At 48.8% G+C, this 18,013-nt stretch carries 17 protein-coding genes; 9 read left to right on the plus strand and 8 right to left on the minus strand.

From position 1 onward, the window contains the following. Positions 1–140 precede the first annotated feature (140 nt). Positions 141–668 carry a flavodoxin FldB gene (gene fldB / locus ABEA14_RS14010; RefSeq protein WP_345340659.1) on the minus strand — a complete coding sequence of 176 codons (528 nt, stop codon included), beginning with the start codon at positions 666–668 and terminating at the stop codon, positions 141–143. 85 nt (positions 669–753) lie between these two features. Between fldB and ABEA14_RS14015 the strand changes: the two genes are divergently transcribed. The 4 genes from ABEA14_RS14015 (at position 754) to recJ (ending at position 4,812) form a co-directional block, all read left to right on the plus strand. Then, positions 754–1,242: a methylated-DNA--[protein]-cysteine S-methyltransferase gene (locus tag ABEA14_RS14015; protein ID WP_345340660.1), complete on the plus strand. Its 489-nt coding sequence runs from the start codon at positions 754–756 to the stop codon at positions 1,240–1,242. A 32-nt stretch (positions 1,243–1,274) separates the two neighbouring features. Further along, positions 1,275–2,162 (plus strand): site-specific tyrosine recombinase XerD, encoded by an 888-nt coding sequence (xerD, locus tag ABEA14_RS14020; protein ID WP_345340791.1) that lies wholly within the window; start codon positions 1,275–1,277, stop codon positions 2,160–2,162. A gap of 208 nt (positions 2,163–2,370) precedes the next feature. Then, positions 2,371–3,072, plus strand: a complete 702-nt coding sequence (gene dsbC, locus ABEA14_RS14025) for a bifunctional protein-disulfide isomerase/oxidoreductase DsbC (RefSeq protein WP_377776211.1) — start codon at positions 2,371–2,373, stop codon at positions 3,070–3,072. Between the two features lie 6 nt (positions 3,073–3,078). After that, entirely contained in the window at positions 3,079–4,812 is a 1,734-nt protein-coding gene (recJ, locus tag ABEA14_RS14030; RefSeq protein ID WP_345340662.1) for a single-stranded-DNA-specific exonuclease RecJ, read from the plus strand. Here recJ and ABEA14_RS14035 read toward each other — a convergent pair. Beyond that, positions 4,803–5,249 carry a PACE efflux transporter gene (locus ABEA14_RS14035; RefSeq protein WP_345340663.1) on the minus strand — a complete coding sequence of 149 codons (447 nt, stop codon included), beginning with the start codon at positions 5,247–5,249 and terminating at the stop codon, positions 4,803–4,805. The genes recJ and ABEA14_RS14035 overlap by 10 nt on opposite strands. Before the next feature lie 94 nt (positions 5,250–5,343). Between ABEA14_RS14035 and ABEA14_RS14040 the strand changes: the two genes are divergently transcribed. Further along, positions 5,344–6,222, plus strand: coding sequence for a LysR family transcriptional regulator (locus tag ABEA14_RS14040; RefSeq protein WP_345340664.1), 879 nt, complete (start codon positions 5,344–5,346; stop codon positions 6,220–6,222). Positions 6,223–6,296: 74 nt separating this feature from the next. Here the strand turns inward: ABEA14_RS14040 and cspE are convergent, their stop codons facing one another. After that, positions 6,297–6,503 carry a transcription antiterminator/RNA stability regulator CspE gene (gene cspE, locus ABEA14_RS14045; RefSeq protein WP_345340665.1) on the minus strand — a complete coding sequence of 69 codons (207 nt, stop codon included), beginning with the start codon at positions 6,501–6,503 and terminating at the stop codon, positions 6,297–6,299. A gap of 285 nt (positions 6,504–6,788) precedes the next feature. Between cspE and ABEA14_RS14050 the strand changes: the two genes are divergently transcribed. Further along, positions 6,789–7,703: an ROK family protein gene (locus ABEA14_RS14050; RefSeq protein ID WP_345340666.1), complete on the plus strand. Its 915-nt coding sequence runs from the start codon at positions 6,789–6,791 to the stop codon at positions 7,701–7,703. Positions 7,704–7,768: 65 nt separating this feature from the next. On the opposite strand, the gene gltS is transcribed toward ABEA14_RS14050, so the two are convergent. From gltS to ABEA14_RS14070, 4 genes are all read right to left on the minus strand, one after another. After that, the gene (gene gltS / locus ABEA14_RS14055) at positions 7,769–8,968 is read right to left on the minus strand and encodes a sodium/glutamate symporter (RefSeq protein WP_345340667.1); all 1,200 of its coding nucleotides are present in this window, start codon (positions 8,966–8,968) and stop codon (positions 7,769–7,771) included. A gap of 350 nt (positions 8,969–9,318) precedes the next feature. Beyond that, a complete protein-coding gene (locus ABEA14_RS14060) occupies positions 9,319–10,383 on the minus strand; it encodes a patatin-like phospholipase domain-containing protein (protein WP_345340668.1) in 1,065 nt (354 codons plus the stop codon). Continuing rightward, complete coding sequence (locus ABEA14_RS14065; protein ID WP_345340669.1) at positions 10,380–11,390, minus strand: O-antigen ligase family protein; 1,011 nt, start codon at positions 11,388–11,390, stop codon at positions 10,380–10,382. The genes ABEA14_RS14060 and ABEA14_RS14065 overlap by 4 nt, the downstream gene beginning before the upstream one ends. A gap of 247 nt (positions 11,391–11,637) precedes the next feature. Continuing rightward, positions 11,638–12,939, minus strand: coding sequence for an O-antigen ligase family protein (locus tag ABEA14_RS14070; RefSeq protein WP_345340670.1), 1,302 nt, complete (start codon positions 12,937–12,939; stop codon positions 11,638–11,640). A 264-nt stretch (positions 12,940–13,203) separates the two neighbouring features. On the opposite strand from ABEA14_RS14070, the gene ABEA14_RS14075 reads away from it, so the two are divergent. Next, the gene (locus ABEA14_RS14075) at positions 13,204–13,965 is read left to right on the plus strand and encodes an outer membrane protein OmpK (RefSeq protein ID WP_345340671.1); all 762 of its coding nucleotides are present in this window, start codon (positions 13,204–13,206) and stop codon (positions 13,963–13,965) included. Positions 13,966–14,027: 62 nt separating this feature from the next. On the opposite strand, the gene ABEA14_RS14080 is transcribed toward ABEA14_RS14075, so the two are convergent. Further along, positions 14,028–15,089, minus strand: a complete 1,062-nt coding sequence (locus tag ABEA14_RS14080) for a PLP-dependent cysteine synthase family protein (protein ID WP_345340672.1) — start codon at positions 15,087–15,089, stop codon at positions 14,028–14,030. A 228-nt stretch (positions 15,090–15,317) separates the two neighbouring features. Here ABEA14_RS14080 and prfB point away from each other — a divergent pair, with 228 nt between their 5' ends. After that, positions 15,318–16,415 (plus strand): peptide chain release factor 2, encoded by a 1,098-nt coding sequence (gene prfB / locus ABEA14_RS14085; protein ID WP_345340673.1) that lies wholly within the window; start codon positions 15,318–15,320, stop codon positions 16,413–16,415. Positions 16,416–16,451: 36 nt separating this feature from the next. Continuing rightward, on the plus strand, positions 16,452–17,939 hold the full coding sequence (gene lysS, locus ABEA14_RS14090; RefSeq protein ID WP_345340674.1) for a lysine--tRNA ligase: 1,488 nt from the start codon (positions 16,452–16,454) through the stop codon (positions 17,937–17,939). The last annotated feature ends 74 nt before the right edge of the window (positions 17,940–18,013 follow it).

Below are 18,013 nucleotides of genomic sequence, written 5' to 3' on the forward strand. Positions count from 1 at the left end.
GTGTTTGTAGCATGGGCTCTCTACGGGCAGAGCCCCGAATTGCCGATCACCACCTCCATAGGAGGTGGTTTAGAGGTGACAATTAAAAAGCCAGCATTACGCTGGCTTTTTTGTGTTGCCTTTATTGCAGTCTTTGACAGTTAGTCGCTACCAAGCTGTTCTAGCTCTGAAAGCAGCTGTGCGCACCACTTGCTGATACGTCCATCACTAAGCTCATATTGGGTTTCATCATCCAGTGGCAATCCAACGAAATACTCCCCATCAGCAATCAACGCTTTTGATCCCTGAAATTGGTAGCTGCCGTCATTTGGCCAGTAGCCTATCAGGGTGGGTGCCTGCGGTAAAATTGCATCATGTAACATGCCCATGGCATCGACAAACCACTCTCCATAACCTTCCTGATCTCCCATGCCGTAGATGGCTATGATCTTGCCTGAAAGGTCGATAGTATCGATATCACTCCAGTTGGCTTCCCAATCTTCCTGTAGTTCGCCGTAGTCCCAGGTACTTATCCCAAAAATAAGGATGTCGTAGTTGGCAGCTTCACTCAGTGGCGTATCTTTTATGTTGTGTAAATCGACCCAGTCTGCGCCCAGTTGGTCGCGGATCTTCTCCGCTGCCATCTCTGTGTAGCAGGTGCTTGAGCCATAGAAGAGACCAATTTTCATCTGAGGCTTCTTTGATATATCTCTTTACCTTAACTAGCCGACAATGTTATCAAACCATCCGGACCTTCTGCTAACTTGAGTGACTATGCCCGCAGATATTGCACCACCCTTTGCTCGCCCTTCCGGCTATTTTAAGGCGCCATTCGGACAAGTAGCGATTTACGACGATGGTCATTTGGTGCACAAACTCAGCTATCTTCCTCAAGTTGATGTTGATGTTCAGCCAACTCATCTAACCCATGAGGTAAAGGCGCAACTTACCGCCTACCTTGAGTCTTCTGGTTTTCGGTTTGATCTTCCGCTGGCTCCACAAGGCACTCGATTTCAATTGCGGGTCTGGCAGGCTCTCAGCGAAATCCCTGTAGGCAGCGTCCAGAGTTACAGCGAACTGGCCGATAGGTTGGGCAGCGCCGCTCGCGCGGTTGGAGGCGCCTGTCGGCGTAACCCACTGCCTTGGATCGTGCCATGTCATCGCATTGTGTCGAAAACAGGCATCGGTGGCTTCGCCGGTGCGACAGATGGAGCGCTTATAGATGTGAAAAGCTGGTTGCTGAAACATGAAGGAGCCATCTGATTTTGAGTAAGGCCGTTTCATTGACACCAGAGATGACCCGATATGCCAGAGAATTCCGGGATTACCTGCTTCTGGAGCAGGGGCTTAGTAAAAACACCATTGCAGCTTACGGCACGGATTTGAATCATTGGTTTGCGTGGTTGGCCAAAGACAAGCTCTGTCCACTAAGTATTGAGCACCTGACCATTCAGCAGTACCTAGGACACAGGCTGGAGTCGGGCCTGACAGCAAGAAGTAACGCCCGTCTGCTCAGTACCTTGAAACATTTCTACAAGTTTGCACGTCGCAGTCATTGGACTGAGGCCGACCCAACCGCCTTAATTGAAGGGCCTAAGCTTCCCGCAAGCCTGCCAAAGACACTCACAGAACAGGATGTCGATGCATTGCTCGATGCGCCAGACCTGAGTGAGGCGATTGGTTGGCGGGACAGGGCGATGCTCGAGGTGCTTTATGCCTCTGGGCTAAGGGTATCTGAACTGGTCAACCTGAGGTTATCTGAAATCTCACTACGGCAGGGGTTAGTCAGGGTCCAGGGCAAGGGTAACAAAGAGAGGTTGGTACCGCTTGGCGAAGAGGCCCTTGAGTGGATGCAACAATACCTTCGCAATGGCAGAGGTGAATTGTTGGGCACATATCAGGACAGTGATGTGGTTTTTCCTGGTCGGTACGGAAACCCCATGACACGGCAGACCTTTTGGCATCGAATTAAAAAATATGCGTCGATTGCTGGAATTAGTGTCGAGCTGTCTCCACATACACTCCGCCATGCGTTTGCCACTCATTTGCTCAATCATGGTGCGGATCTGCGAGTGGTGCAGATGCTGTTAGGACATAGTGATCTATCAACTACTCAGATCTATACACAGGTTGCCAGGGAGCGCCTTAAGTCATTGCATAGTGAGCATCATCCAAGAGCATAACCTTGCTGCTGGTTTCGTCGGCGCGTCAGCGTTATGATGCGCGATTCATCAAGTGTCTTGATGTCGTCAAAGGGGCCAGTGTAGCGGTACCCATAGTAAAGAATTTTTTTCTCGCTTTGACGGTCTAATCAATATCTAAACGCAACAGGTTGTAGTGATGACAGTTAAGAAGGTTTTTGGGTGGCTGGTTTTGGCCGTCGCAGGTTTAATGACTACCAGTTATCTGGTCTTTTCTACGGCGTCGGAAGCCACTGATAAGTTTCCTGCAGAGCAACAAAAACTGGCAGACAAGCTCAACGCATTGATTAATGCAGAAGTTATCAGTATTACACCATCACCCATTCAAGGGTATTTTCAGGCCTTAACAGATATGGGCGTGTTTTACATTAGTGCCGATGGCAGCTATCTGATCCAGGGTAAGTTGTATGACATTACTGAGCGTCCCCGAGATCTGACCGAAAAAGCGATGGCGGGTGAGCGTTTGAAGCGTCTGCAAGAAGTTGAAGATTCAATGTTGGTTTATAAAGCGAAGGATGAAAAGTTCACTGTAACCATTTTTACCGACATTGATTGTGGCTACTGTCGTAAGCTGCACAGCCAGATGAAAGAGTACAACGACCTTGGTATTACGGTGCGCTACCTTGCTTACCCCCGTTCTGGTCCAAACTCTCCTAGTGGTGATACCATTGCTTCGGTTTGGTGTGCCGATGACCCCTTGCAAGCTATGACTGACGCTAAGGCGGGACGTTCTTTGAAGAAGTCTTCATGTAAAGATCCCATTGAGCAACACTACAAAATGGGTGGCGTATTTGGTGTAAGAGGCACGCCAGCGATCATTCGCCCTAACGGTGAAATGCTTGGCGGTTATCTGCCACCAAAACAGTTACTGATGACCTTAAGCCAAAACTAAATTCAGGTGTCTATTCGCATAGAGCGCCGACCTGTTCCTGAGGTCGGCGTTATTGATCCCAGCCTCTCTCCTTTGCTGCAGCGCATATACGCGAGCCGTCAGATTAACTCGTCCCAACAACTGCAAAGACAAACTAATCATCTGGCCAAGCCACAGCAGTTAAAGGGCTTGGATCAGGCAATAGCCCTGTTGGTTGATGCGTTGGACAAACGCCAGAAATTGCTGATTGTTGGTGACTTTGACGCTGATGGAGCCACCTCCAGCGCGCTCTGTGTGCTCGCACTGCGTGCCATGGGGTCCGCTGATGTCGACTTTCTGGTGCCTAACCGCTTTGATTATGGTTATGGCCTCAGCCCGGAGATCGCTAACCTGGCTCACCAGCAGGGAGCAGAGCTGATTATCACGGTAGATAATGGTATTTCTAGTATTGCCGGCGTCGAGGCTGCTAAAGCTCTGGGTATGAGAGTGTTGGTCACGGATCATCACCTGCCTGGTGATGAACTGCCTGCTGCCGACGCTATCGTAAACCCAAATCAGCCGGGTTGTGGTTTTCCGAGTAAAGCCATGGCGGGAGTTGGTGTTGCGTTTTATCTGCTATCAGCCTTGCGCACCACACTTAGGCAGAATGACTGGTTCAATAAACGTCAGATAGCTGAGCCCAACCTGGCTGATTGGTTAGATATCGTTGCTTTAGGCACTGTGGCTGATGTGGTACCGCTGGATCACAACAATCGGATCTTGGTGCATCAAGGGCTACAGCGGATCCGCAGTGGCCGATGTCGCCCCGGGATCCAGGCTCTGGTGGACGTTTCCCAGCGAAACCAACGACAAATGACAGCGACCGATCTTGGTTTTGCACTGGGCCCGAGACTAAATGCCGCGGGCCGTTTGGATGATATGGCGCTGGGCATAAACTGTCTGCTCTGTGACGATCCTTATCGCGCCAAAGAGATGGCGGAAGAGTTGGATACCTTGAATCGAAGTCGGCGCGAGATCGAGCAGGGGATGGAGCAGGAGGCGCTGAAGTCACTTGAGTCGCTGGAGCTGGCTGAGAACCAGATGCCAATGGGCTTGTGCCTGTTTCAGCCAGACTGGCATCAGGGAGTGATTGGTATCCTGGCTTCCAGGATTAAGGAGCGCTATTACCGTCCGGTATTGGCATTCGCAGATGCTGGTGATGGAGAACTAAAAGGATCCGCGCGCTCTATTCCGGGGCTGCATATGCGTGACCTACTGGATCTTATCGATACACGTCATCCTGGTTTGATTATCAAGTTTGGTGGCCATGCCATGGCTGCAGGGCTAAGTATTCAGCGTGGCGCATACGAATTGTTTAAGCAGGCATTTGAATCAGCCATTGCCGAACAGCTCAGTGAAGATGATCTAAGCAATGTTATTCTCAGTGATGGTGCACTGGGGTTACACGAACTGACGCTAGATACGGCATACCAATTGCGTGAAGCGGGGCCATGGGGACAGGCTTTTCCAGAGCCGATGTTCGATGGAGAGTTCTGGTTACTGCAACAGCGAATTGTTGGTGGTAAACATCTGAAGATGGTTTTATCGCCAGACAATGGGCAGACCGCAATCGATGCCATTGCGTTTAATGTTGATACCAGTGTTTGGCCAGACCCCGGAGTGAGAAAAGTATTGGTTGCCTATCAGCTGGATGTTAACGAATTTCGTGGCAACATCAGCCTGCAACTCAGAGTCCAGCACCTGTCGCCCATCTACGGATGATGGGCGCCCTCAATCTCAATGCCCTGCGGCTTAATTGGGAACAATTTGTCGTACAGCCAGTTGTATAGCAGGGTATAAACCATATAGAGCGCAACCAACGCGATATCCATGGTCAAGGCATGCCAGAGCCCAAGGGATAGCCACCAAGCGATCAGTGGAGTCGTCATCCACAAAATACCCAACTCAATGCCTATGGCGTGCAGGCACCGGTCTTTCAGTGTTTTGCTCTTAAGTCTGCCTGAGCGCGCCAGTCGGCGATCAAACCAACCGGTAAACAGATAGTTCCAGCTGGCACACAGAGTAGCAAATACGACTGCCAATACTCCCAGCGCCCACATTGGGTGCCCGGTAAAGTAACTTACCATGGGCATGACAACACCAATAGATCCCAGTTGATAACCCAAAGTATGACGAATTCGATCCGATTGTGTGCGCATAGCAAGCCTCCTATTCAGGGCGTTATACTATGCCTATTTATTGATGTATAAAGTTAGATAGTATCTAAAAAATAGATGGTACGGGTTTTTCTGTATGGAACAAAACCGCTTCACACTAGACCAGTTAAGAGCGCTGTTGATTGTTGTCGAAAAAGGCTCTTTCTCTGCCGCTGCCAGACATTTGGGTAAGGCGCAGTCGGTATTGAGCCATCATATTCAAAACCTGGAAATCGATCTGGATATCATCTTGTTTGATCGCTCTGGCCGCTACCCGACGTTGACGCCAGCCGGAGAGGCCGTTGTTGAGCAGGCTAAATTTTTACTGCAACAGGCAGATCATCTGTCGGGCGTCGCCAAATCTTTGCAGGAATATCAACGCGAAAAGTTGGTCATTGCAGCGGATGAGATGGCATTGGATGGGCGTTTCGATCCGTCGATGCTGGCGTTGTCTCAAACCTTCCCTCACCTCTCTGTTGAAATATGTCATCCAGTTTTAAAAGATGTGGCGACCATGGTGCGTGAGGGCCGAGCTGATATTGGATTGACGGTACAAATGTCTGATGTATATGACGATCTTGCATTTGCGCGCTTGGGTGCGACCAAGATGGTAGTGATTGTAGAAACGGGTCATGCGTTAACTGAGTTGGGAACATTGGATACCATTGCACTCGCTCGCTATCGACAGGTATTGGTGAGTGGCACCATTCAAGAGAACTCGCCATGGCAATTGTCACCTCTGTGCTGGCGGGTCAGCAGTATTTGGGGGGCTGTCGAGTTAGCTAAGGCAGGTGTGGGTTGGACGATTGTGCCAGCCTTTGCCGCAAAGGATGGGATAGCTCAGGGCAAGCTCGCTGTACTGACAACCAAGTTAGATCCACCTGAATGGGAATTACCCAGTGATCTTATCTGGCGTCATGATGCGAGGATTGATGGCGTGATGGAATGGGTCATCAACCGACTGTGCAGTGTGTAACCGAATTTCAGGCAAAATAAAAGCCGGTAGCAAATAGCTCACCGGCTTCTTTTACTAAATCAGCGGATGCCGCTTTATAGTACAGTTACGTTTTCGGCCTGTGGACCCTTTTGACCTTGAGTTACGCTGAACTCAACCTTCTGGCCTTCTTCAAGAGTTTTGAAACCAGTGCCGGTGATAGCGCGGAAGTGAACGAAAACGTCCGGGCCATTTTCCTGCTGGATGAAACCAAAACCCTTGTCAGAGTTGAACCACTTTACAGTGCCAGTAACAGTAGACATAAATCTATCCTAGAACATTAATTAACAGTGCCAAATTTGGCTTACCGCTTGTTTGCGAAGTTCACTAGTTGAACACAAGACGAGTGTCAGGACAGGAGTCTACAGACTTGGCATCTAACGTAACAAATAATGTAACTGCGCATCCGAGCGCAAATCTGATACTAAAGCAATCCTTGAGCGTGTCAACTAAACAATGAATAAAATTTATCCATATTTTTGTTACATTTAGGTAATACCTGATGTTAGCGGTGTACAAAAAGTGGTCAGAACCAGAGGCGCAGTGCGGTGAAAGGGAAAATCAGGCTTGGAATCGATCTTGGTGGTACCAAAACAGAGATTGTTGCATTAAGTGATGATGGTCGCATTCTTTTGAGGGAGCGAACATCAACCTCTCGCGGAGACTACAAAGCGACTTTGGAAGGCATTTGCCAGCTTGTTAAGGCTGCTGAGCACCAATTGGGCCAAGAGGGAACGGTTGGCGTTGGGATCCCCGGAACTGTTTCTGCTCGCACGGGGTTGGTGAAAAACGCGAATTCCACTTGGCTGATTGGGCAACCTCTGCAGCAAGATCTGAGTGAGCGTTTGGAAAGGGAGGTCAGGGTTCGCAATGACGCGGATTGTTTCGCTTGTTCCGAAGCCATCGATGGTGCAGGTAAAGGTTTCAACAGTGTTTTTGGCGTGATTTTGGGAACGGGGGTTGGTGCTGGTGTATGGGTAAATCAACAGTTACTACCGACACCCAATGGTGTGGCAGGCGAGTGGGGCCATAACCCATTACCGTGGATAAGTGATAAAGAGAGAGAAGCTGTAGGTCCCTGTTATTGCGGTAAGCAAGGTTGTGCAGAGCAATTCTTGAGTGGGCCAGGGCTATCCCAAATGCTTTTTCGTGCGAACAAACGGCACCTACCTACTAATGAACTTGCTCAGCATATTGGTCAAGACTCTGACGTCACCGCTGTATTCGACAACTATTTGGAATATCTGGCGAAAGGCTTGGCTCAGGTGATCAATCTGCTAGACCCAGAGGTCATCGTGTTGGGGGGCGGTGTATCAAACATTCCACAGATATACGACAACCTGCCCGATAGGTTATCTGCCTATGTGTTTGGTGGAGAATGCGCGACGCCAGTGTTGAAGAACGTGCATGGGGATTCCAGTGGCGTCAGAGGAGCGGCTTGGCTTTGGAATGACGAGCGTTAGTCGACTTTTGAAAATGTTAAAACGAAAAGAAAAAAGGGAGCTGCCAAGCTCCCTTTTACTTTGGCTTAAAACGTCACGAAGAAGTTGATGACCAGTGCATTGATGATGTCGATAAAGAAACCACATACCAAAGGCACCACAATAAATGCCCTGTGCGCTGCACCATGCTGCTGACTTACCGCGGTCATATTCACAATGGCTGTGGCTGTTGAGCCAAGTGTTATACCACCAAAACCGGAGCAGATAACGCTGGCTTCATAGTCTTTGCCCATCACCTTGAACACGATAAAGATGGTGAATAGCACTGACATTAAGATTTGAAGTGTCATCACTGAACCCAAAAACATTAGGGCGCCTTTAAGTTCCCATAACTGAAGGCTCATCAACGCCATGGTTAGGAACATACCTAGGCAAATATCGGAGATGAGAGACAACCCCTGTTCTTGTCCTGGCCAGCGAAGCTTAGGGAGCAACGGTGCAAGCCCGTTCTTTATGATAATACCTGCGATAAGGCAGCTAACGAACTTGGGTAAATTAACGCCTGCATCAGCTAGGCCCATGTCTAAAAAGTGCCCTATAATCAGACAGATATTTAACCAGAGCCAAGCCCAAAGTATGCCGTAGTAATCAACGGGTGTGTGATTGGCATCATGGGTGACACCGATGTCTAGCGTGCCGTGTTCACCCGTCTGCAATTTATGACGTTTAATCAGGTATCCCGCAATCGGTCCCCCAATACAACAGGCGCTGATGAGGCCGATGGTATTTGCCGCGATACCGATTTCTGCGGCGTTATTGATCCCCAAGTCTTCAACAAAGGTCGGTGCCCAGGCGACGGTGGTGCCCACGCCACCAATCAAGGAGATTGAGCCGGCCATCATCCCAGCCTTGGGATCCATGCCAAATACCTGCGCCACGCTGATACCCACGACATTTTGCAGAACAATGTAAACTGCAGCCAAGGTGGTTAAAATCACCAGTGGCTTGCCGCCTGAGAGTAGGGTTTTGATGTCGGACTTCAGACCAATGCCAGCGAAGAAATAAAGCAGTAGCCAATCAGCGACATCCAGCGTGAAGCCAATTTTTATGCTGAAAAGCCAATAAATCAGGCCAACACTTATGGCGCAGAGAAAGCCGCCAATTACGGGCTCTGGAATGCTGAACTTACGCAGCGTTTCACTCCGCATCAGTGCCACTTTACCGATAAACAGCAGCATAATTGCCAAGGTAAAGGATACGAATCCATGTACCTGAATTTCGCCCATTCGTGCTTCTCCCAAAATGATGAATCAGATATCCGATTGGTTTTGTTTTAATTTGTTCCGTTTATTAGGGTTTGTTGACTTTTCGTGTTTGGAATTTGTTCGAATGAAACACGTTTTGAGCAAGAAATGAGCTACGTAGCTTAGCGATCTAAGTAAGTAGTGAATGACGTAGCTCGGAACGTGTTTCAACGAACCCCACTTCCTTTAAAAGAGGGGGCACCATTTGTTGGCGATTTATGCGTCGTTATCGGCTATTCATTGAGGGCCACTCAATGAATAGCCTCTGCCTCGTCTAAATCACTAACAAATTGCTGCAAAAACAAACAACAAAGGTCAACAGACCCTAAGCATTAGTAAAGCGGTTCCATGACATTTTGCAATTTGTCTGGTGAATTTAGCAATGTTGCCAGCTCATCTCGCAACAGCTCACTTTCCGCAATGGCTCTTTGCCAAACCTTGAGGCGCTCTTTATCTTCTAGCGCTTGAAAATCTTTTCGGTCGGGAATCTTGCCGTAGGGTAATCGGCGTATGAAGTCTTCGCTTGGCGCAAGTAAAACGACATTGCTGAAGTTCTCAGGACTTGGCTTTCGCCAGCGTAGGCTTTTATCAAACCAGCCTGGAATTGTACGATGTGAGAAATGGGGATAAAGCACCAGCCCCTTTTCAGTGAAAGGCATATCGAAATGATAGTCGGTGATACCGCCATCTCGATAGTTGCCAGGACGTGCACCTTTAATGTTGCGAATACCCTCCATTACCAGTGGAATCGATCCGCTTGCCATCACCGCACTGATCAGATTTTGTTGAGTAAGCTGTACTCGTTGTGTTGGTAAATCTTTAGCTGAGAGAAAATCAGCCTGATCTTTTGGATGATAAAAGATAGTTCTTTCGAAAAAGCCGCCAAGAAAACGCCTGCTTACCATGTTTGCAGATGCAGTGAGCCCCAACCCTAGCATTTGGATAGCGCGCCTCTCGCTGGCGTTAAGATGTTTTGCGCGTGCGGCTATCACGTTTAAACGCATGTAGGGGTGGTTGAGGATTTGATCAACGCTAGTGTCATCGAAGACATGGTCTAGCAACTGTTGACTGATCTCAGTTATCTGTTTGGTCGAGGCGTTTTCTGGGTAAGTGAGCCGTGTATAGCCATCCAGAAAGCGACGGGTAACCGCAGGGGCGTTATGTTGCGCCAAACAGCTGAATCGAAAAGCACCTGCACTGGAGCCCAGAAGGTGTAGCGGGGTTTGACGGTCCTTAAAATAGTCTTCAGCCAGAAACTGATCGATATGGGCGAGAACAAACCACTTGGGGCCTCCGCTAGCGCCTACCAGGACCTTGAAATCATCGGCGGCGAATCCGTTGTTTGCTATCTGTTTTCGTGCGTTGTCACCAACAAGCACTCTTAGTGCATGTTTCATCTATTTGGTTTTCCTTCAGCATCTATGGCCATCCTCGAAATCCAGACCAGCATGCCAGCAAAAAAGGTGTGCGTAATCAAATTGCCTGTCATCGTGTCTGTTAACCCGTAAACGGCGAGTCCACCGACCAAAAAGCGAAGAGATAATATGACTGAGTCAGCATGTTCGTTTTGGCGGGCGGTACGCACAATGCTCCGATACGCTAGAACCCAAATTGAGAGCATCAAGCTGAGGCCCACCAAACCTTGCTCAACCCAAAGGTGAAGTACCTCGTTGTGGGGGTGGCTAATCCAGTTAAAACGGCGATTGATTTCACCTGACTTTGCCATTGCTTTCAGCTCAGGCTTGAACCCTTGATACCCAAAGCCGGTCCAAGGAGCTTTTGGCAGCATCTGTTGCGCGGTGATATGCCATACGTTTAATCGAGCAGCGACCGAACTGCCAAAATCTTTACCAGCATAAAAATCAGATGCCTGCGTCACGGCAACATCTACTCGTTGTTTGACTTGTGGTACCAGATAAAGGGTAGGGGTCACGGCTATCATGATAACAACTGCGAGAGTAAATCGTTTAGGCTGGCCCCGCCATTGATGATGAAGAGCTATTAAGCCTAGAACAGGCAAGGCGATCCAGCTTCCTCGACTACCGGAAAATACGATGGCTATTATTCCCAGCAGTGTTGAAGCGATTAGAAGCAGGTTTTTTAGTTTGCCAGTCAATGGCCAAAAAGCCCTAGTGCCCCAGCTTAGCGCCACCAGCATCAGCGTCATATCAGCAAACAAAATGGGATGAGTACCGCCGTGTGCGCGTTCTATGTCCAACCCTAGTTTTTGATAGATGGCGACTACGCCCGCGCATATTGCTGCGAGCGGAAGGCAAACAGCTAACTTTCGAGCCAAAGAGGGAGCTAAACAAAGTAAAGGCATTGCTGCAACAGGAGCCAGGTAAGCCAAACTGCGCAGGTTTTTATCGACTTCAAACAATGCCTCTGTATGGCCTGAGGTCATCGCGTTGATTATCACCCACAAAGGCCAAGAGCAAAGAACTAAGATCCAGTTGATGGATAGTCGACTTAAGCCAGTCGGTGACGAGGTTAATAAGCTCGCCAAACCGAAAATGAGTATTAATAAAAGTGGTAGTGTTCCATTTCTGTCGGGAAGTACGGGAAGCAAAGAAATTAAGAAAACAGCGAGTGAGATAGGAAAAAAAGAACTTCTCATCATCGAGCCGCCTTCCCGTCCAAGAGCATTCTTGCTAGTTGGCATATCGCTTAGAACCTGTGAGAGTTTGAGGTGGGTGAGTGAATGCTTTGTTCGTTCTTAATTGATCCGCATTTGATGCCATTGGCTTTGACGCGGCTATTTGCAACCAGGCCAATAGTGCACAGAAAAAAGTGGCCGTAATCAGGTTCCCTGTCATGACATCGGTTAGGCCAAAGGTGAGCATTCCAATAATCAAAAGCCGGGTTGCTAATCTGAGTTCAGATTCACTGGGGTGATTTATCAACGTTTTGGATATGACCCAATAGCTACCTCCGTATAATGAGGCCAGCGCTACAAAGCCAAAAACACCCTGCTCTACTATTACATACAACCATTCGTTGTGAGGGTGGCTAATCCAAGTAAAACGCTCGTCTATGCGCCCCTCTGCTGCAAGTTTTGCCAGGCTGGGCTTAAACTGATGAACGCCAACGCCAAACCAGGGAGCTTGAGGGAATAGCTCTGTCAAAGAAATTCGCCAAACTTCAAGTCGGGCGCCTACAGACGAGTGGATATGCCCCTCAACAAAAAACCTTTGTATTTCAACGATGGCCAAATTGATACGTTGGTTGACCATTGGAAAGAGGTAGCAGGCAGGCAAAGCAACCATAAGCCCCAAAAGGCTCAGACGGAGCGGCTTTTTGCGATGAGCAAATTGCGCATGAATCAGGATAAGAGCCAATACCGGTATCGCGACCCAGCTACCTCGAGACCCTGAGGACACTATAGCCACTAAACCCAGAACGGAAGTCAGCCATATGAGAAGTGTTCGATGTCTTTCTTTTATTGGCCAGAGCCCTTTGGTGGCGAATGAAACTGCAACCAATATGACGCATATATCGGCAAATAGGATAGCGTTAGTAAACCCCTCCGCGCGATGAATTGAAAACACAAGCCGTTGAACAATTGCCACTACTCCCGAAATAGAGGCTGCTACGGGGAATGCCAGTGTAACCTGGCGCCAGCTAAGATTATGGTCTGATAGTCCTAGAACGAGAGCGACACCAGCCAAAGGAGCCAGGTAGGTTCCAGCTCTCAAGGTTTGTGTTAAAGGCTCTATTTGCTCTTGAACCGATAACTGAGAAACGTTAATCAGAAGTGCTAAGGGGTAGACAGCCAGCAGGATACAGAAGAGTTGAGCAGCCTTTTGGGTTGGAAGAGCAAAACCTTTTTGTGCCCAAGCCAGAAGTCCCATGGCGAGCAGCATCAAAGTAAGTACCGTGCCATTCCTGTCGGGGATAAGTGCGATAAATGGAACCAGAAAAAGCGAGGCGAAAGCTAAGCTTTTGATTTGCATGGAAGCCTCACTCTGAAAAGGTGTAATTTGAGGTTGTTTACCTTACTCGATGGCTTGTTATAAGTTCAACTTCCCAAGTTAGTAGTTAGTTACAATTGGTGGCTAAATTTTAACCTTGTGGTTTAATTTAGATCAGTAACTTGACGATTTTTGCTGGCTGTCAGGTTAGTGGGTATGTACAATCCGCGCCCGCAAAGACCGGCGTATAACACAATTCAAATAAGATACGTTGGTCGATAACCAATATTCTTGAAAGGGCCACCTATGAACTATAAAGCCGCTTTATGTGGTGCGGCGTTGGTATTTGCTGCGCCAGCCAGTGCTGAAGATTTCTTCTTCTGGTCAGATACCAGCCTGACACTGCTTCACGGTACGAACTTTGAAGTTAATGCAGAAGATCAAACCACGGTTACCTTTGAGCATGTAAATGGTCACAAGTACGGTGACTTCTTCATGTTCTATGATTACATCACTTATCACGATAGCCCTGATAATGACGCCCAGTATGGTGAGATTTCTCCTCGTTTCAGCGCTAGCAAGATTAGCGGCAATGATATGTCGTTCGGTATCGTTACCGACGTTTTGGCAACTTTTACCTATGAGTTCGGTAAAGGTGATGTTGAAAGTGTACTTTATGGTCCTGCGGTAGACCTTGCTTTGCCTGGCTTCGATTTCTTTCAGTTGAACCTATACAAGCGTGATCCTAATAACAATGACAGCGAAGGCTGGCAGTTGACGCCGGTGTGGAAGGTAACCTTCCCCGTGGGTCAGTCTGAGTTGGTTGTTGACGGTTTCATTGATTGGGTGTTCAAGTCAGACAATGACAACTATGAAGAAAACCTTCACATCAACCCACAGATCAAATATGACTTGGGTATGAGCCTGTGGGGTGAAGAGAGCAAAGGCCAGCTTTACATTGGTATCGAGTATGACTACTGGAGCAACAAGTACGGTTTAAGTGACGACTTGCCTATCGAAGTCGATCAGAAAGATGCTGTTTCAGCTATTGTGAAGTATCACTTCTAATCATTAGCTGTCGAATAAAAAAGGCGCCGTAGGCGCCTTTTTTATTGCTCAGACAGTGAGGCTCAGTCGCCAAACCACAATGAATTGAGCTCCGGTTGGTATCTTAACAGGTCGAGGTCTTGTTGCTGGCACCAATCATCATTGTAGTAAGTGTTTAGATAGCGTTCCCCCCCGTCACAGATAAGGGTAACAATGGAGCCTTGTTCGCCTGTTTCATACATCTCTTTGGCGAGTTGTAAGCTGCCATATAGATTGGTGCCGGTAGATCCTCCGCACTTCCTGCCCAACACTTGTTCCAGAAAACGAATGGTTGCGATAGATGCCGCATCAGGAATATGCATCATGCGGTCGATAACATCGGGCACAAAGGAAGCTTCTACCTTTGGTCGGCCAATACCTTCGATACGGGAGTCTTTGCCCGTATTGAAACTGGTGTCGCCAGACTGATAGCTGGGGTAAAACGCGGAAAAATCAGGGTCGACCACACAGAGCTGAGTATCGGTTTTATGGTATCTGGCGTGTCTGCCCAGTGTCGCTGAGGTGCCACCAGTACCAGCACTCATTACCAACCAGCGAGGAACAGGATGAGGCTCGTGTGCCATCTGCTGGTAGATACTTTCGGCAATGTTGTTGTTTCCGCGCCAGTCGGTTGCGCGCTCGGCGTAGGTAAATTGATCGATGAAGTGGCCCCCAGTCTCTTTTGCCAGCCTATTCGCTTCTGCTGATATATCTCCGGCCGAATCTGTCAGGTGACATTGACCTCCATAAAAGCTGATCTTGTCGATCTTCTCTTGAGATGTGCATGAAGGCATTACAGCAATAAAAGGAAGGTTCAGCATCCGTGCAAAGTAGGCTTCTGATACCGCTGTACTTCCGCTGGAAGCTTCAATTACTGGCCTTCCGGGTTTTATCCAACCGTTGCAAATCCCATATAAAAACAGTGAGCGTGCAAGCCTGTGTTTTAAGCTACCGGTAGGGTGGGTCGATTCATCTTTTAAGTACAGGTCTACGCCGGGCGCTGCTGGTATTTGCAGCTTGATTAGATGGGTATCTGCGCTGCGTTGGAAGTCGGCATCGATAAGGGCGACGGCCTGTTTTGCCCAGGCTCGGATCTCTGAGGACATGTTTTGATCTTTTGATGGTGTCAGACCACATCAAGCATACTGATATGCCTTGTGACTTTTCCAGTCTACGGGGTTATCAAATTCATCATGGTCTGTAGCAATATAGAGACAGTTTGATCTGGCTACGGCGAGGAGGTAAATGCCCCTGTGATCCGGTTCAAATAACTGTATCTTCAGCGGAGTTTCAGTTAGAATCCCGCGGTTAAATTTCCACGGTAAACCAGTCACATGTTCGAAATTAATCCGGTTCACAACAAGATCAACGATTTCCGCGAGCGCACAGAGACCCTGGTCGGCTATCTCGATTACGACCAGAAAAAAGAGCGTCTCGAAGAAGTGTCGCGCGAATTGGAGCAGCCGGATGTCTGGAACGAGCCTGAGCGCGCACAAGCCCTAGGCAAAGAGCGTTCTGGTTTAGAAGCCGTGGTCGATACCGTCGATCAGATGCGTCAGGGATTGGAAGATGTCGAAGGCCTGCTTGAACTCGCGGTTGAAGCCGAAGATGAAGACACCTTCAACGAAGCGGTTGCCGAATTGGATGAACTGGAAGGCAAACTGCACAAGCTGGAGTTCCGCCGTATGTTCTCCGGTGAGCAGGATGGCTCCGATGCCTACATCGATCTTCAAGCTGGTTCTGGCGGCACTGAGGCCCAGGACTGGTGTGACATGATGCTGCGCATGTACTTGCGCTGGGCAGAAGCCAAAGGCTTTAAAACCGAAATTATTGAATTGTCTGATGGTGATGTCGCTGGTATCAAAAGTGCCACAATCCGAGTTCAAGGCGAGTACGCCTTCGGCTGGTTACGCACCGAAACGGGTGTGCACCGTTTGGTAAGAAAGAGCCCATTCGACTCCGGTGGTCGTCGCCATACTTCGTTTGCATCAGCGTTTATCTACCCGGAAATTGATGATTCGATTGAGATCGATATCAATCCGTCTGACTTGCGTATCGATACTTACCGAGCTTCGGGTGCCGGTGGTCAGCACGTTAACCGAACTGACTCGGCGGTGCGTATTACCCACTTGCCGACTAACACAGTAGTGCAGTGTCAGAATGATCGCTCTCAGCATAAGAACAAAGATCAGGCAATGAAGCAGCTAAAAGCTAAGCTGTTTGAGCTGGAGATGCAGAAACAAAACGCTGAAAAGCAGGCGATGGAAGACGCCAAGAGCGATATCGGCTGGGGAAGTCAGATCCGCTCCTATGTATTGGACGACTCACGTATTAAAGATCTTCGTACCGGCGTTGAAAATCGCAATACGCAAGCCGTGCTGGACGGTGATCTGGACAGATTTATTGAAGCAAGTTTGAAGTCTGGTCTGTAAAGACCGGGAACATTATTAATTCGCAAAGGTTGAAACATGACTGAGCAGGTACAGGACGAAAACAAATTGATCGCCGAACGGCGTGGCAAACTCGATCAGATCCGCCGCGATTGTAAAGCGAACGGTCATCCTAACGATTGGCGTCGCGATGCGCTGGCCAAAGACCTGCAGGAAGCTCATGGTGATAAATCGAAAGAAGAGCTGGAAGAACTTGGCTTGCAGGTTGCTATTGCTGGCCGAGTCATGGCTAAGCGAGGGCCTTTCCTGGCAGTACAGGATATGAGTGGTCGTATCCAGGCGTATGCAGCAAAAGATGTTCAAAAAGAACTGAAAGAGATCGGTGGCTTAGACATCGGTGACATCATCGGTGTAAAAGGCGCGCTGCATAAGTCAGGTAAAGGCGACCTTTACGTCAATATGGAAGAGTACAAGCTGCTGACGAAGGCGCTGCGTCCTCTGCCAGAAAAATTCCATGGTTTGACGGATCAAGAGCAACGCTATCGTCAGCGTTACGTTGACCTGATCATGAACCAGGAATCGCGCGAGACCTTTTTGGTTCGCTCGAAGATCATCGAAGCGATCCGTCAGTTCATGAATCAACGCCACTTTATGGAAGTGGAAACGCCTATGATGCAGGTGATCCCAGGTGGTGCCTCTGCACGTCCGTTTATCACTCATCACAATGCGCTGGATATCGATATGTATCTGCGTATTGCCCCTGAACTTTACTTGAAGCGCTTGGTTGTGGGTGGTTTTGAGCGTGTATTCGAGATCAACCGTAACTTCCGCAACGAAGGTTTGTCGCCTCGTCATAATCCTGAATTCACCATGATGGAATTCTATATGGCGTATGCGGATTACAACGACTTGATGGACCTGACCGAAGAGATGTTGCGCACCGTTACTCAACAGGTATTGGGTAGTAGTGTCGTCAAGTACGGTGAAGAAGAGTTCGACTTCGGCGCGCCGTTTGCTCGTCTGCCCATGAAAGAGTCGATCCTCAAGTACAACCCTGAAGTTACCATGGAGCAGTTAGCGACGTTGGAAACAGCTTGTGAAGTGGCAAAAGACCTGAAGATTGAAGTTCAGAAGTCTTGGGGCCTCGGCAAAGTGATCACCGAGATCTTCGAAGAGACCGTTGAGCACCGTCTGATCCAGCCAACCTTTATTACTGAGTACCCGGCGGAAGTATCACCTCTGGCGCGTCGTAACGATGCAGACCCATTCATCACTGACCGCTTTGAGTTCTTTGTGGGTGGCCGCGAGATCGCGAACGGTTTCTCTGAGCTTAACGATGCCCAGGACCAGGCTGATCGTTTCCGTCATCAGGTAGAGCAGAAAGATGCCGGTGACGATGAAGCGATGTTCTTCGACGAAGACTACATCACGGCATTGGAGCACGGCTTGCCGCCAACGGCGGGGCAGGGCATTGGTATCGACCGCCTGGTGATGCTGTTCACCGACAGCCACACTATCCGTGATGTGGTGCTGTTCCCAGCGATGCGTCCCCAGGCGCAAAGCTAATTACACACCCGTTTTAAACGGGGCGTTCATTACCATCGCTTTTGGAATATGAGAGACGGGAGGCTTAGCCTCCC

The sequence above is a fragment of the Corallincola platygyrae genome (genome assembly GCF_039544265.1).
GTDB classification, from domain to species: domain Bacteria; phylum Pseudomonadota; class Gammaproteobacteria; order Enterobacterales; family Neiellaceae; genus Corallincola; species Corallincola platygyrae.